Source organism: Vibrio sp. R10-SG-ISO4 (genome assembly GCF_059834135.1).
The window spans coordinates 71,461-86,920 of record NZ_JCBDHJ010000002.1; the positions used below are offsets into that span (position 1 = coordinate 71,461).

15 protein-coding genes are annotated in these 15,460 nt (G+C 49.4%); 8 read left to right on the plus strand and 7 right to left on the minus strand.

Features of this window, described 5'->3' with window-relative positions; translation table 11 throughout:
- Position 1 precedes the first annotated feature (1 nt).
- A complete protein-coding gene (thrB, locus tag AC6R03_RS01295; protein ID WP_500631797.1) occupies positions 2–958 on the plus strand; it encodes a homoserine kinase in 957 nt (318 codons plus the stop codon).
- Positions 955–2,238 (plus strand): threonine synthase, encoded by a 1,284-nt coding sequence (gene thrC, locus AC6R03_RS01300; protein ID WP_500628943.1) that lies wholly within the window; start codon positions 955–957, stop codon positions 2,236–2,238. The genes thrB and thrC overlap by 4 nt, the downstream gene beginning before the upstream one ends.
- An 86-nt stretch (positions 2,239–2,324) precedes the next feature.
- Here thrC and AC6R03_RS01305 read toward each other — a convergent pair whose 3' ends face one another.
- The 4 genes from AC6R03_RS01305 to mtnN form a co-directional block, all read right to left on the minus strand.
- On the minus strand, positions 2,325–2,945 hold the full coding sequence (locus AC6R03_RS01305; protein WP_500626479.1) for a TRIC cation channel family protein: 621 nt from the start codon (positions 2,943–2,945) through the stop codon (positions 2,325–2,327).
- A gap of 69 nt (positions 2,946–3,014) precedes the next feature.
- Positions 3,015–3,833, minus strand: a complete 819-nt coding sequence (btuF, locus tag AC6R03_RS01310; RefSeq protein WP_500631796.1) for a vitamin B12 ABC transporter substrate-binding protein BtuF — start codon at positions 3,831–3,833, stop codon at positions 3,015–3,017.
- Positions 3,833–4,807, minus strand: a complete 975-nt coding sequence (locus AC6R03_RS01315; protein WP_500631795.1) for a cobalamin biosynthesis family protein — start codon at positions 4,805–4,807, stop codon at positions 3,833–3,835. The genes btuF and AC6R03_RS01315 overlap by 1 nt, the downstream gene beginning before the upstream one ends.
- 15 nt (positions 4,808–4,822) lie before the next feature.
- Positions 4,823–5,518, minus strand: coding sequence for a 5'-methylthioadenosine/S-adenosylhomocysteine nucleosidase (gene mtnN / locus AC6R03_RS01320; RefSeq protein WP_500626482.1), 696 nt, complete (start codon positions 5,516–5,518; stop codon positions 4,823–4,825).
- Positions 5,519–5,753: 235 nt separating this feature from the next.
- Here mtnN and rpsO point away from each other — a divergent pair, with 235 nt between their 5' ends.
- The 3 genes from rpsO (at position 5,754) to nlpI (ending at position 9,516) form a co-directional block, all read left to right on the plus strand.
- Positions 5,754–6,023 carry a 30S ribosomal protein S15 gene (gene rpsO, locus AC6R03_RS01325; RefSeq protein WP_032551549.1) on the plus strand — a complete coding sequence of 90 codons (270 nt, stop codon included), beginning with the start codon at positions 5,754–5,756 and terminating at the stop codon, positions 6,021–6,023.
- A 316-nt stretch (positions 6,024–6,339) separates the two neighbouring features.
- On the plus strand, positions 6,340–8,469 hold the full coding sequence (gene pnp, locus AC6R03_RS01330) for a polyribonucleotide nucleotidyltransferase (protein WP_500631794.1): 2,130 nt from the start codon (positions 6,340–6,342) through the stop codon (positions 8,467–8,469).
- A gap of 129 nt (positions 8,470–8,598) precedes the next feature.
- Entirely contained in the window at positions 8,599–9,516 is a 918-nt protein-coding gene (gene nlpI / locus AC6R03_RS01335; protein WP_500631793.1) for a lipoprotein NlpI, read from the plus strand.
- Positions 9,517–9,550: 34 nt separating this feature from the next.
- Here the strand turns inward: nlpI and AC6R03_RS01340 are convergent, their stop codons facing one another.
- The 3 genes from AC6R03_RS01340 to AC6R03_RS01350 form a co-directional block, all read right to left on the minus strand.
- The gene (locus tag AC6R03_RS01340) at positions 9,551–10,432 is read right to left on the minus strand and encodes a U32 family peptidase (RefSeq protein ID WP_500631831.1); all 882 of its coding nucleotides are present in this window, start codon (positions 10,430–10,432) and stop codon (positions 9,551–9,553) included.
- A gap of 20 nt (positions 10,433–10,452) precedes the next feature.
- The gene (gene ubiU / locus AC6R03_RS01345) at positions 10,453–11,466 is read right to left on the minus strand and encodes a ubiquinone anaerobic biosynthesis protein UbiU (RefSeq protein WP_500631792.1); all 1,014 of its coding nucleotides are present in this window, start codon (positions 11,464–11,466) and stop codon (positions 10,453–10,455) included.
- 166 nt (positions 11,467–11,632) lie between these two features.
- Positions 11,633–13,672 (minus strand): sensor domain-containing protein, encoded by a 2,040-nt coding sequence (locus AC6R03_RS01350; protein ID WP_500631791.1) that lies wholly within the window; start codon positions 13,670–13,672, stop codon positions 11,633–11,635.
- 199 nt (positions 13,673–13,871) lie between these two features.
- Between AC6R03_RS01350 and ubiT the strand changes: the two genes are divergently transcribed.
- From ubiT to secG, 3 genes are all read left to right on the plus strand, one after another.
- The gene (gene ubiT / locus AC6R03_RS01355) at positions 13,872–14,399 is read left to right on the plus strand and encodes a ubiquinone anaerobic biosynthesis accessory factor UbiT (protein ID WP_500626487.1); all 528 of its coding nucleotides are present in this window, start codon (positions 13,872–13,874) and stop codon (positions 14,397–14,399) included.
- Positions 14,383–14,886, plus strand: a complete 504-nt coding sequence (locus AC6R03_RS01360) for a GNAT family N-acetyltransferase (protein ID WP_500631790.1) — start codon at positions 14,383–14,385, stop codon at positions 14,884–14,886. Before ubiT ends, AC6R03_RS01360 begins: the two co-directional genes overlap by 17 nt.
- A gap of 215 nt (positions 14,887–15,101) precedes the next feature.
- On the plus strand, positions 15,102–15,434 hold the full coding sequence (gene secG, locus AC6R03_RS01365; RefSeq protein ID WP_500631789.1) for a preprotein translocase subunit SecG: 333 nt from the start codon (positions 15,102–15,104) through the stop codon (positions 15,432–15,434).
- The last annotated feature ends 26 nt before the right edge of the window (positions 15,435–15,460 follow it).

A 15,460-nucleotide genomic window follows, 5' to 3' on the forward strand; every position in this document is an offset into this window, starting at 1 on the left:
TATGGATGTAGTGGTATACGCCCCAGCGTCAATTGGTAACGTCAGTGTGGGGTTTGATGTGCTTGGCGCCGCGGTGTCACCGGTGGATGGCACCTTACTTGGTGATCGTGTATTGGTGAAAGCTGGGAATGACGCGTTTGACCTACGCACCGCAGGTCGCTTCGTCGATAAGCTGCCGAGTGATGCGAAAGAGAACATTGTCTATCACTGCTGGCAAGTGTTCTCGCGAGAGCTGGACAAAAAAGGGCAGACCGTATTGCCGGTTGAGATGACGTTAGAGAAAAACATGCCGATTGGTTCAGGGCTTGGCTCAAGCGCTTGTTCTATTGTCGCGGCATTGGATGCGCTTAACCGTTTTCATGGACAGCCTTTAGATGAAACCGAACTACTAGCGTTGATGGGGGAAATGGAAGGTCAGATTTCCGGTGGTATCCATTACGACAACGTTGCTCCCTGCTATTTAGGTGGTGTGCAGTTGATGTTAGAAGAGCTCGGTATCATCAGCCAAGAAGTGCCTTGTTTTGATGATTGGTACTGGGTAATGGCCTACCCGGGCATTAAAGTGTCGACGGCACAAGCGCGCGCTATTTTGCCCGCTCAGTACCGCCGTCAAGATATTATTGCTCACGGTCGCCACTTGGCGGGCTTTATTCATGCGTGCCACTCGGGTCAGCCTGAGTTGGCTGCGAAAATGATCAAAGACGTGATCGCAGAACCATATCGTGAGAAACTGCTGCCTGGTTTTGCGGATGCGCGTAAATACGCGGCATCGGCGGGCGCCTTAGCAACGGGCATTTCAGGAAGTGGTCCCACACTATTTAGTGTTTGCAAAGACAAAGACGTCGCCGAGCGGGTTGCTCATTGGCTCGAGCAGAACTACGTACAAAATGAAGAAGGATTCGTCCATGTTTGTCGTTTGAACAAACAAGGATCGACAGTAACAGGAAGTGAGCTATGAAGCTTTACAACATAAAAGAAAATGATGAACAAGTTTCCTTTGGCCAAGCCGTTCGCCAAGGGTTAGGTCGCAATCAAGGCCTATTTTTTCCATCCGAACTGCCAACATTTGATGATGTGGATGCGCTTTTAGCAGAGGATTTTGTTTCTCGTAGCACTAAGATTTTGTCGGCATTGATCGGCGATGAACTGACGCAAGAGCAAGTGCATTCGATGGTGGATGCGGCATTCCAATTCCCAGCACCGATCAACAAAGTGAAAGATGGGGTCTACGCACTAGAGTTGTTCCACGGTCCAACGCTGGCGTTCAAAGACTTTGGCGGCCGTTTTATGGCGCAATCTTTAGCAGCCGTGTCTGATGGCGGTAAAATTACCATTTTAACGGCCACATCCGGTGATACGGGCGCAGCGGTAGCCCATGCCTTCTATGGTATGGAAGACATCAATGTGGTGATCCTTTATCCGAAAGGTAAGATCAGCCCACTGCAAGAGAAGCTGTTCTGTACCTTGGGTCAAAATATCCATACTGTCGCTATCGATGGTGATTTTGATGCCTGTCAGGCACTAGTAAAGCAAGCCTTTGATGATGCAGCGCTGCGTGAAGAGATTGGTCTTAACTCTGCTAACTCAATCAACATCAGCCGCCTAATGGCGCAAATCTGTTACTACTTTGAAGCGGCTGCTCAGTTGAGTAAAGCCGAGCGTGAGAACCTAGTGATCTCAGTACCAAGTGGTAACTTTGGTAATCTTACCGCCGGTCTACTCGCAAAAGCGTTGGGCTTGCCGATCAAACGCTTCATTGCGGCGACGAACGCCAACGATACTGTGCCACGTTATCTAGAGACCGGTCAGTGGGATCCTAAGCCAACTGTCGCGACAACCTCCAATGCGATGGATGTCAGCCAGCCAAACAACTGGCCGCGCATCGAAGAGCTATGCCGCGTCAAAGAGTGGGGCTTGGAGACACTAGGTAAAGGCGCTGTTTCTGATGACCAAAGTGCTCAGTCAGTCAAAGCGTTGCATTCTTTGGGTTACTTATGTGAGCCACACGGCGCGATTGCTTACCGCGTATTGGATGAGCAGCTTCAAGAGGGCGAAACGGGGTTATTCCTTTGTACCGCTCATCCTGCCAAATTCAAAGAAGTGGTTGATGAGATTTTGGATACCGACATCGAACTGCCAGGCCCTCTCGCCAAGCATGCTGCGATGGAACTCTTGTCTGAAGATTTAGGCAACGATTTTGACGCACTGAAGCAGGTTCTACGCCGCGTGCAAAAATAACGTCTAGATCGGCGTTAGATTAAGCAAAAAGGTCACTCATCGTAGTGACCTTTTTGTTGTGTTTCTATATGTTGGTTTAACGCGATTTAGCGGTTAATCGCAAAGGTGGGCAGTGATAAATGCCAGCGAATCGCCCCTAGACGAATCAGCAAGGTAGACAAGACGCCTGATAAGAAAGCGGTGTTGGTGTCATAACCCATGCTGAGGGCGGTTGTGTGAAAAGCGCCGCCGACAATACAGGCCGTCGCGTACACTTCACTGCGCAATACCATTGGGACTTCTCGGGCTAACACGTCGCGTATGATGCCCCCGCCACAACCGGTTAACACGCCCATGATGACGGCCACCAAAGCCGAATCTTGATAGACCATGGCTTTTTCCACGCCAATACCGACAAACGCCGCCAGACCAATCGCATCACATACCGGCAGTATCCACCACGCCACGCGCTTAGGGCGGCGGACGATCAACATCGTCAGCAAGCAGGTCGACAAAATCACCCACAAGTAATTGGTATCGGTGATCCAAAACACAGGCGTGGCACCCAGCGCCATATCTCGAATGGTGCCACCACCAATGGCCGTCACACTACCCAGTACCACTACGCCAAAGGGATCCATTTTTAAACGGCCTGCCAGCAGGACGCCAGAGATAGCAAAGATAGCCGTACCGAATAAGTCAAAAAAGTAGAGCAGCATAGTGTCCATGACACGAGTTTCTCTTCATTTGCAGCAAAAACAGGAGGCGCAATTGTAAGGGAAAGGCTCGCGCCATCGCTAGCGTTTTTCTCGCGCCTGCTGAAAATAGTCACACACTTGCTTAATGGCCTTGAGGGTGCGCATAGTGGGTCGATTGATCCAGTCTGAGTGGAGTGACCATACGTTGTTGGCTTGAACGGCAGTTAACTCGCTCTGCCAACGTTGCCACATGCTGCCATTGGCAATGGCGTGCTCGGAGGTAAACATGACCTCAGGATTGGCGAGCAGCACTTGCTCCATTCCCACTTGAGGGTAGGGCATGGCTGCATCTTCAAACACATTGACGCCGCCGCAAAAAGTAAACACTTCGCTCGGCCAGTTTCCTTGCGCAATACTGATGATGGGTGATTCGCTCAATTGATAGAAATAGCGTACAGGTTGCGAGGTGTCGTAGCGCTGAGCCATATCATTCAGCGTTTGCCTAAACTGCTCGGCTCGCTGTTTGGCGACCGATGGGTCGTCAGCAAACTGCCCTAAGCGTTCAATATTGTCTGCGATGTCTTGGATGGAGTGCGCTTGTGAGTAATAAATCTCAAAGCCAAGCTGAGCCAGTTTATCGAGCTCCTTGGCGGGATTTCCGCCCGGCCACGCGAGAATCAAATCCGGCTCCAAGGCAATGATTCTCTCGAGCTTAAAGCCTTGGTAGTTGGCGACTCGCTCTATGCGCTGCGCTTGATCAGGGTAATCGCTGTACTCGGAGACGCCGATCAGTTTATCGCCAAGCCCAGCACTAAACGCCAACTCAGTGGTGTGAGGGGACAAGCTGACGATGCGTTCGATGGCCCACGAAGGGGCACTAGTCAGTACCAACAGCGCGAAAAGAGGTCGCAATCTCATTAGAATCCTTGATAAATCATTGCCATAAGCAGGCTTTGTAACACAAACCAGACGAGTAATCGTTGGTTGAGTAAAGTCAGGACTTGGGCAACATGAATGGCTGACGGGGCGATTCGCCCGCCGAGTTTCGCTCGGATACGCTTTTTGCTCGCTTGATGTTTGGCATCGGTGGGGTAGATGGCAGGCCCACCCATCGACAACTCCAGCTTCGCGCCAACACTCACCAATAGCCAAGCCGGGCCAGGTAACGGCCATTGCCTCGCTTGCTCTCTCAGTAAGAGATAAGTCGCACGGCTACGCTGACCCAGCAATATAAAGAGGCTATAAAGGCGCAGCGGTAACCAGTCGAGTATCGCGACAACGCGCACCGCGGGTAGCCCAAATGGATGAAAGTATTCACGAGAAGGTGACCATGCCCTCGCCAGTTCGACACACATGCGATACAAAAAGGCGCCAGTCGCACCAGAGATGCCATACCAAAATAAGACGCCAATCAGATTGCGTCCGTACGACATTGTCAACGTTTCTACGCCCGCTTTCCCAAGCCCAAGTAGCGACAACGGACGGGTTTCTCGATTGAGATAGGGGCGAATAAGCAGCCGAGCTTGCTCTTTATCATTGCGAGCGAGCGCTTCAACAAAGAGGCGGCCAAAACGTTGGGTATTGCGCCACTCTATCGCCAGCAGCAAAAACGCGAGTTCGAATAGGGCGGGTTGCCAAACCAAGGGTTTGAGCGCGATTAAGACCGCCAGTGTCGGCAGTATCATTAAGCCCCATGCCAGTGTCCCAGAGATGAGGCTTTGCGAGTAGCTGGCGCGGGTATTGACCTTCTCAGCTAACTGCTCGGCAAATTTGTGCCAGAGGATTGCAGGGTGCGCCTCTCTGGGGAAAGGAAGCAGCCAGTTGCAAAGCAGGGCGCCCCACATCACCAGCAGTGCGCCCCCAGCGTAGAATTGAGTGAACAGATCTTCCATGATGCTCCACTGCGCTTATTTCAGTAACTGAACCATATTGATCACCATTTCCGAAGAACTTTGCGCAGCCAGAGGTAAAAACTCTTCAAAGCTCATCGGTGACTCTTTGTCTGCAACATCAGAGATTGCGCGGACGACAACAAAAGGCACCGCGAACTGATGACACGTCTGAGCAATGGCAGAAGCCTCCATCTCTACGGCAATGACAGATGGGAAGTGGGTACGGATAAAGGCTTGACGCTCTGCGGTGCAGACAAACGCATCGCCAGTACAAATCAGACCGCGTAGCGCGTGTTTGTCGTCCATTTTTGCTAGTGCTTGCTCAGCGACGGCCATCAATTTTTCATCCGCCGCGAACGCAGCAGGTTGGCCGGCCATTTGGCCCATTTCATAGCCAAACGCGGTCACATCGGCGTCATGGTGGCGAACTTCACTCGAAATCACGACATCACCAAGATTTAGCGATGAGTCGAACCCGCCCGCAGAGCCAGTGTTGATCACGACGTCTGGTTGATGCTCACTGATCAACAAGGTGGTGCCGACGGCCGCGGCCACTTTACCGATGCCAGATTGCAGCAATACGACATCCACACCGTGAAGTTGACCTGCATAAAAGGTGCAGCCTGCCTTAGTCGTGGTTTGAACGTTGTCTAACGCGTCTTTTAGAATCGCAACTTCTTGCGCCATCGCGCCGATAATACCGATTTTCATAATGAATCCTGTTCATTTTCACTAGAATACTGTTTGCCCGACAGTTTATCAGAAAAATGCCGCAGGGCACCCTTTGTCGCCGCGGCGCTACCGCATCCACCATGGGTGCAACCCGTGATAACCAAAATACTTATTGCACCGCCTAGTCGCATCCCCTATAATTCGCGCTCCTCGTGTCGGCTGAATCAGAGATTGGCTGGCACAAATATTAACTTACTCTTATTAGGAGAGAATGATGTCTCTGAATGCAGAAACTAAAGCAGCAATCGTTGCAGAATACGCGCGCTCTGAAGGCGACACAGGTTCACCAGAAGTTCAAGTAGCTCTACTTACAGCTTCTATCAACCACCTACAAGGTCACTTCAAAGCTCACAAAGGCGATCACCACAGCCGTCGTGGTCTTCTACGTATGGTTTCTAGCCGTCGTAAGCTTCTAGACTACCTAAAAGGTAAAGATCTAGGTCGCTACCAAGAGCTAATCAAACGTCTAGGCCTACGTCGCTAATCAGCGTCTGCATAGAATAGTTTGTAAAAAAGGGGCTTATAGCCCCTTTTTTGTTGTCTAAATTTAGCCAAACCTCATTTATGCCGTTATACTACGGGCGGCAAATCCTGATTAGGATTTTCAATTAGCTCATTGCATTACAATTGCCATTTGGGCCAGTCATAGAATTTAGTTTCCAGCTTCTCACCGATAACTTAGCCCTTAGGTTGGGAGTTAGAAACTAAACTCTAGACTGTTTAATTCGTAATGCCTTGAGTCTTAATCCACTCTTTTTAGGTTTCGCATCACGGCGTGAACCTAGACACAAGGAATAACAATGTTCGAAAAACCAGTTGTTAAAACGTTCCAGTACGGTAACCACACAGTTACTCTAGAAACTGGCGTTATTGCACGTCAAGCTACGGCTGCCGTTATGGTCACTATGGACGATACCGCGGTATTCGTTTCTGTCGTAGGTAAAAAAGAAGCGGTTGAAGGTCAAGACTTCTTCCCTCTAACAGTAAACTACCAAGAGCGTACCTACGCTGCGGGTAAAATCCCAGGTGGATTCTTCAAGCGTGAAGGTCGTCCTTCTGAAGGCGAAACATTGACGGCTCGTCTGATTGACCGTCCAATCCGTCCTCTATTCCCAGATGCATTCAAAAACGAAGTACAAGTTATCGCAACTGTTGTTTCTGTTAACCCAGACGTACAGCCAGACATCGTAACTATGATTGGTACTTCAGCTGCGCTAGCTATCTCTGGTATCCCATTCAATGGTCCTATCGGTGCAGCGCGCGTTGGTCACGTTGATGGTCAACTTGTTCTTAACCCAAGCAACACAGAGCTAGAAACGTCTAAGCTTGACCTAGTTGTAGCGGGTACTGAAGGCGCTGTTCTAATGGTTGAGTCAGAAGCTGACAACCTAACAGAAGAAGAGATGCTATCTGCAGTGGTTTACGGCCACGACCAACAGCAAGTTGTTATCAATGCGATCAATGAGTTCGCAGCTGAAGTGGCGACTCCTGCTTGGGATTGGGTTGCTCCAGAAGAGAACACTGCGCTTGTAAACAAGATTGCAGAACTTGCAGAAGCTAAACTAGTAGAAGCTTACCAAATCACTGAAAAGATGGCGCGTTACGACCGTATCCACGCTATTGCAGGTGAAGTGAACGAAGTGTTGCTTGCTGAAGATCCAGAAGCAAACACTAAAGAAATTCACACTATCTTCCACGATCTAGAGAAGACAGTGGTTCGCCGCAGCATCATCGCGGGCAACCCACGTATCGACGGCCGTGAAAAAGACATGGTTCGTGCGCTAGACGTACGTACTGGTGTGCTTCCACGTACTCACGGCAGCGCACTATTCACTCGTGGTGAAACTCAGGCGCTAGTGACGGCGACTCTAGGTACACAGCGTGATGCTCAAATCATCGACGAGCTAACAGGTGAGCGTAAAGATCACTTCCTACTACACTACAACTTCCCTCCATACTGTGTAGGTGAGACTGGTTTTGTAGGTTCTCCGAAGCGTCGTGAAATCGGCCACGGTAAACTAGCTAAGCGTGGTATTGCTGCGGTAATGCCATCAGTAGACGAGTTCCCATACACTGTACGTGTTGTATCAGAAATCACAGAATCTAACGGTTCTTCTTCAATGGCTTCTGTATGTGGTACGTCTCTAGCTCTTATGGACGCTGGTGTACCAATTAAATCTTCTGTTGCGGGTATCGCAATGGGTCTTGTTAAAGAAGGCGACGATTTCGTTGTTCTTTCTGACATCCTTGGTGACGAAGACCACCTAGGTGACATGGACTTTAAAGTAGCAGGTACTAACACTGGTATTACTGCACTTCAGATGGATATCAAGATTGAAGGTATCACTAAAGAGATCATGCAAATTGCGCTTAACCAAGCACAAGGTGCACGTAAGCACATCCTATCTGTAATGGATGAAGCTATCTCTGGTGCTCGTGAAGATATCTCTGAGTTCGCTCCGCGTATCCACACTATGAAGATCAGCGCTGAGAAGATCAAAGACGTTATCGGTAAAGGTGGTGCAGTTATCCGTGCTCTAACTGAAGAGACAGGTACAACTATCGAAATCGAAGACGACGGTACTATCAAGATTGCAGCAACGGAAGGCGCGGCAGCGAAAGAAGCTATCCGCCGCATCGAAGAGATCACGGCTGAAGTTGAAGTTGGTCGCATCTACACGGGTAAAGTGGCTCGTCTAGCTGACTTTGGTGCATTTGTAACAATCCTTCCAGGTAAAGATGGTCTAGTACACATCTCTCAAATTGCTGACAAGCGTGTAGAGAAAGTGTCTGACTACCTTGCAGAAGGTCAAGAAGTTCAAGTGAAAGTGCTTGAGATTGACCGTCAAGGCCGCGTTCGTCTAAGCATGAAAGAAGCGGTAGAGAAAGCGGAAGAAGCGGCAGAAGAGAAGCCAGCGTCTGACGCATAATCGCGTTTGCCTCCTAAGGGGGTAAATTAGATTATTACTCTAAAAGCATGTTATAAAGGGAGCATTACGCTCCCTTTATTATTTTCAGGGATTTCGCTAAGCCTCGCTTAGCTACAGGAGTATCTATTTGTGAAATGGTTTCAAACCGCAACTCTAGGCCTGACCCTTCTCATTACCGCAGGTTGTGCCACTCAGTCTCACCAAAATGCGGAGTGGCTCTACCCTCCCATGGCTGTCCCTCTGCAAGCCAGTGTTCAACAGGAAGTGCAAATAGCGCGTTTGAGTCAGTTACTGCAACGTACGGATCTGAATGATGATGTGCGGGCGAAGATGCTTTATGAGCGTGGAAACTACTATGACAGTGTTGGTCTGCGTGACTTAGCTCGACTCGATTTCAATCAGTCTTTGTCACTCAATCCCGCGCAGCCCGATCTGTTTAACCTGCTTGGCGTCTACTTTACCCAAATTGGTGAATTCGACGCAGCGTACGATGCGTTCGATTCGACGTTAGAGCTCGATCCTGAGAACTCTTATGCGGCGCGCAATCGAGCTATTGCCTTGTACTATGGCGATCGACTTGATCTTGCTCTTGAAGACATGAACAAGCATTTTGCCGAGGAGCCGAGTGATCCGTTTCGAGCGCTGTGGCTCTACATCATTGAAGCGGAGCGCGCACCAGAGCAAGCCCGTACGACCTTGCTTGAGCGTTATCATGACCGAGATGAGCAGTGGGGATGGGTGCTGGTGGCGATCACGTTAGGTGAAGTGTCGGAGCAGCAAGCGTTTAAAGCGATCTTAGCGGGAACCCGTGATAACACGTTGCTGGCTCAGCGTCTCACTGAAGCGTATTTCTACCTAGGCAAGCGCTATCAAAGCGAAGGGGATTTCGCTAGTGCAATCTCTTTATATAAGCTCGCGATCTCCTTCAATGTGTATGAGTATGTCGAGCACCGCTACTCTTTCTTGGAACTGAGCCGGATTTATAACCAAGTGAAAGCGGAACAGCTCGCCAAAGCGAAGCAGCAAGCCATAGAGGCAACGCAATAATGACAAGGCCATCGCAATGCGATGGCCTTCTTCGTTAGTCTAGATTTTTCACTTCAAGCCCAGCAATTTGATGCCAGTAGCCATTGCATTGGCGATCGTGCAACATCTGAGGTTTTTGACCTTGTTCATTGGCTTTAAACTCGCTGACGTGTGAAAAGGTCTCCAATCCGAGTGGGCTTAAGCGCACCACATCGACCAAGCCTTGCATGCTCGGCAAGTCATTGACCAAGTTATAGCAATAACCGGATTGCGTTTGAATGCCATTGAGATTGAAGACCTCTTGCCCCTCCTGGCTGCGTACCTTGAGACCCGTCGGGTATTTGATGCAGCAGGTTTCGCAGTCATCCTTGGCGCGGTTTTCCGCACGCGCGGTAAAACAGCGCGCTGAATAGGCCAAAGGCAGGTAACCGTGGCTGAACACTTCAACATCAAATTGGCCGCGAATGCCTAGATCCTCACATTGCGATAAGGTGTTTGAGAGCCACTCTCGCGAGAGCTCAACGGGCATGCACCAGCGTATCATCCCTTGTTGAAGAAACAGCTTTAACGTGTGGGCGTTGTAGGTATTGACCGCAGGGCCGACCACAAAAGGCACTTTGTGTTGTGAGGCGAGCTGAATCGCGGAGACATCGTTCGCTTCAATAGCGAAGTCACCATTGTCGATGTACTTTTTCATCACGTTGACTTCACTCGGCGCTTCAAGAAGTGCCATGGTGGAGAGCACCACCTGTTTACCTGCTTGGCTCAGCTCTTGCGCCAAGCCAAACCAGTGGCTAGGTTTCATCTCACGTCGTTTAGAGCAGACGCTTTCGCCTAAGTAGAGAATATCCGCATCGCTCTGCTTCGCTTGTTGATAAAAGTCTTCAACGTTCTGCTTTGGCCAGAAGTAGAGTAAGGGGCCAAGGGCGTATTTCATCGTGTTTTCCATATCAGTCTCTACTGCCATTTACGGTGGTATGCACCTAGTGTGGTTTGTGTCCCTTCGGAAACGTTCGCAAGGGCTGCATCCCATTGCGGTTCCACCTGATACTGCTCTGGCACGGATTGGTAGCGGTCAATAGCAGCGCGCCATGTTCGCGTGACTTGCTCGACGTACGCCGGGCTGCGCTGGCGTCCTTCAATTTTGACTGAAGCCACATTCGCCGCAAACAGCTCAGGTAGCATAGACAAAGTATTCAAGCTGGTCGGTTCTTCAAGAGCGTGATAGCGCTTGTGCTCTCCTGCGATCTCAGCGTCAAAGCGCCCTTTGCACAGGGTAGGGTAGCCAGCGTTTTCGCCCGCTTGATAGCGATCAATCAGGATATCATTGAGGCGTGATTCTAATCCTTGCTCGGTCTCTTGCCAGCGGACGTATTTCGCGGGCGAGCAGGCACCAACGGTATTGGGGGACTCTCCTGTCATGTATGAGGAGAGGTAGCAACGACCTTCCGACATGATGCACAAACTGCCAAAGGCAAACACTTCCAGTTCGACATCTGAGGTGATGTTGCGAGACAGCTGTTTTACCTGATGAATTGAGAGAACACGAGGCAGCACGACACGTTTGACGTTGAAGTTCTGTTGGTAGAACTCGATTGCGGCAACATTGGTGGCTGAAGCTTGGACCGACAAGTGCAGCTCAAGATCTGGGTATCGATTGGCGGCGTAATCGAGCACCGCAATATCTGCAACGATCAAGGCGTCCACGCCTAAATCGGCAGCACGATCGACGGCGTTGGTCCAGCGTTCAAACCCATTCGGATGAGCAAAGGTATTCAACGCAATATGAATTTTTTTGTTGTGGTCATGAGCGTAGTCGACCGCTTTGTCGAGCTTCTTACCTTGAAAGTTGAGGCCTGCGAAGTGACGAGCATTGGTGTCATCTTTAAAGCCGATGTAGACCGCGTCAGCACCGCAATCAATCGCGGTTTTCAAAGCAGGAAGATTGCCTGCTGGGCATAGGAGTTCCATTGCACATTACCCGTTCTTAATCCGCCACGTCCAAGGCGTGGGCGAAGAGGTGTCAAAGTATGCTGGGCATTTTATGAAGGTTTATGAATAGCAAATTTGATGTGAGGCAGGTTTGAGCGAATTCGCTCTGAAAATAATCACTTAGTGGTAAAAAAATACCTCAGGGTTAATTCTTGTGGCGGCGGTTTTGTGCGAACAGCTCTTCAATGTCCTGTTTTGGTTGAGGGCGGTGAAAGTGGAAACCCTGAATCGAATGACAATTGAGATTAGAGAGCAAGGTCGCTTGCTGTTGGGTTTCTACCCCTTCGGCCACCACGGTTAAGTTCAACGATTTACCGAGATTAATGATGTTCTCGATGACGGTGATCTGCTTAGGTAGCGTGTCGATGTCGGTGATAAAGGCACGGTCTATTTTGAGCTCATCAATCGGAAAGCGTGCCAAATAAGAGAGTGACGAGTAGCCGGTACCGAAGTCATCAATCGACAAGGAAAAACCGAGCTTTTTGATCGCGTTGAGCATCTGTAGCGTGTGCTCGCTGTCACTCATAACGGCGCTTTCAGTCAACTCAAAGGTGATGCAGTTAGAGTCCAGCTCAGTGGTACGCAAGAGCTTTTCCATGTAGTCGATAAGCTTAGGGTTGCCAAACTGCTCAGGAGACAAGTTGATGGCGACACGTCCCGGCAAGATGCCTTGCAGCTTCCAGCGTTTGACCGTATTGAACACATCACGCATCACCACGCGTCCAAGGTGCTCAATCAATCCGGCGCGCTCGGCCACCGGAATAAAGGCGCCAGGGCTGATGTAGCCTTCAACGGGATGTTTCCAACGAATCAGTGCCTCGGCGCCATTGATACTAAAATCGCGCGCATTAACTTTCGGCTGATACCAGACTTCTAACCCGTTTTGCTGGAGCGCTTTTTGCAGCTCAATTTCGAGCCAAAGGCGCATCCGCGCTTCTTTGTTCATTTGATCATTGAATTTGATCAACCGATTTCGGCCACGATCTTTCGCTTCGTACATCGCGGTATCGGCATTTTGCAACAAAATGCGTGCGTCGTTGCCATCACCTGGATACGCAACACTGCCGATAGAGCAGGCTAAGCGCTTACTAAAATGGTGCAAATCAAAAGGTTGGTTAATCAGCGAGATAATACGCTCAGAGAGCATCTCGGCCATGCGGTTGTTTTCTGGCTCGGGCAGAATAAGGCCAAATTCATCGCCGCCCAGATGCCCCAAAATCGCTTGGGGAGGCAAGAGACGTTTGAGTCTTGATGAGACTTCTTTGATCACTTTGTCACCGATGTGATGACCCAGTGAGTCATTGATATTTTTAAAGTTATCAATGTCTAGATAGAGCATAATCAACGGCGTTTCGTTGTGAATCAGTTGCTCAAGGCGCTTGGTAAACCCAAAGCGGTTGTATAGACCGGTTAGTGAGTCGAGGTGCGCATCCTCTTTACTGGTTGGTGAGAGTATTTTGTTACTCACTTCGGCGTCTTGAATCAGCACGATTTGTGTGTTGCCACCAAGCAGTTTGGTTGCGCCTGCGTGCAGCTGAACTTTACGCTCAAAACCACAGCGTGGCCCGGTTAAACAGACCAAAGGCGCTTTAACGATCTGGTTTTCTAGCGATTTGGCAAAGACGGTCTTGGTTTTCTCGTCGACAAACAGGCGAGAGAAGCTTTCGCCCAGCAGTTCTTGAATCATCTCAAAACCGAGTAGACGCAGCGCTGCAGGGTTGGCCGATAGAATGCAGTCGTCTTCGACCAGCAATAACCCATCTGGCAGTATCGTGGTTAAGGTACTGAATTTACCTTCTGACTCTTCGAGAGAGCGGACCAAAATTTGTTTTTCAGAGGTATCGATGGCATGAAAGACGATATGTTCGACTTGGCCTTCAGTCTCAACAGGAGTCAGACTAAAATGAACGCTGGTTTCGAGGTCGATGTCATCAAGGGTGATTTCTGCCTCTAACGTTTCGCCATTAAACGCCCGCTCATAATAGGGTTTGAGCTGTTGGTAGAACTGTTTACCAAGAATTTCGCTGTCGCACATTCCGACCATTTCCGCAGGCGTGAGGCCAGAAAGGTCGCAGTAACGCCCATTCACCAAAGCATAGTGATGTTGGTTATCTAAGATCGCAAAAAAAAACGGACTCTTCGCCGTTATTTTTGTAAACCAATGCTGAAGTTGTTGCGAGAGCATCAAGTTTGTACCAGTTCTCCGAGGATTCTTCTTAGTAAGCGGCATATTTACTAAGACGTCAATACAACTATAACGACCTTTGTGACGTGATGACAAGGAAGAGAAGGATAAAGACTGTTTTTTGATAAATAACAGGATTTCTCTCAGTGACATCCACTATGATGGCGAGTTGTGTTTGACAAATTAACGGATCATCAGCGTGATTAACAAGATTCGCACTCAGCTAGTTCGTAATGCCGCATCAATTTTGCGATCTCCAATCCACTTCTTGCCTCATTTTGTTCAAAAAAGAGCCTTGTTGGATGGACTCAACACGGTGTTTAAAGAAGCCCTCGAAGACGGCGATTTTGACTTCTTGCAAGACAAATGGCTTAAAGTCGCGATCAAAGATCTCGATCTCTGCTGGTTCATCAGTTATCAAGATGAACAGCTACAGGTTGCTGATACTCCGATGACCGCCGATGTGACCTTCAGTGGCAACCTCAATGATTTGGTGTTGATTGCAGGTCGCAAAGAAGATCCAGATACGCTCTTTTTCCAACGCCGCCTTTCTATCGAGGGGGATACCGAGCTTGGTCTGGAAGTCAAAAACTTGATGGACAGTGTTGATCTCACGCTTTTACCTAAACCCTTGCAAATGTGCATGAATCAACTGGCCGACTTTGTTCAGAAAGGCGTACAATCTGAGACCTTAAACAAAGAGGTTGTCCATGCTTATTCGAACTGAAGCGCCCGCTGATATTCTGTCGGTCGAAAAATTACTCCAAGCCACTTTTGACACTGACGCTGAAGCCAACTTGGTGATGAGCCTGCGAGAAAACGGCAATCGCACTTTGTCTTTGGTTGCGTGCAACGATGAGGGTGACGTCGTCGGCTACGTGTTGTTTAGCCCAGTAACCGTTAATGGTGAAGAGAAAAGCTGGCAAGGGCTCGCGCCGTTAGCGGTGGCGAACGCGTATCGCAATCAGGGGATCGCGGCACAGTTAGTTGAAGAAGGGCTCGCGTCACTGCATGAGTTTGGTTATCCCGCCTGTGTGGTCTTAGGCGATCCGAACTATTATGGCCGTTTTGGCTTCGAGCCAGCGGAGAAGCATCAGTTGCATTGTCGTTGGGATGTGCCGGCTGGCGCGTTTCAAGTCATAGAGTTAGCAGCAGGTGAAGTGCAAGCTGCACAGGGCTTGGTGGACTACAGTCCGGAGTTTACCGCCCTCTAAGTGGCGGCTTGAACAAGATTTATCCACGAAAAGCTTGGTTTTGTCCTTTTTTTAAGCGTTCGACACGATAAAGCCAATTTTTTCAAAAATACCACTTGTCAGCGTTATGTCGTTTCGCTAGTATTGCTCCGCCTTCAACGAGGAGGTCGCTAGCCTTGTTCAGGACGACTCCTAGAACGGCGCTGGCTCAACAATTTGGAACATAGGTGGAAAGCATGTTTACCGTTCTACTTGTGATTTACCTGTTGGCAGCGGTTGGTGTAATCGGCCTCGTGCTGATTCAACAAGGTAAAGGCGCAGATATGGGAGCCTCATTCGGTGCAGGCGCATCAAACACAGTGTTTGGCGCAGGTGGCTCAGGAAATTTCCTAACCCGAATGACTGCAATTTTTGCAACAGTATTTTTCGTTATCAGCCTAGTGCTTGGCAACATGTCGACACACAAGACAGAGTCTCAGTGGGTTGACCCAACGCAAGGTCAAGTAATTCAAGCTGGTGACGTGAGTGAAGTTCCTGCCCCTACAACGGGTGACGAAATTCCTCAATAAGCGATAGATAGCTTAAGTAAGATTTA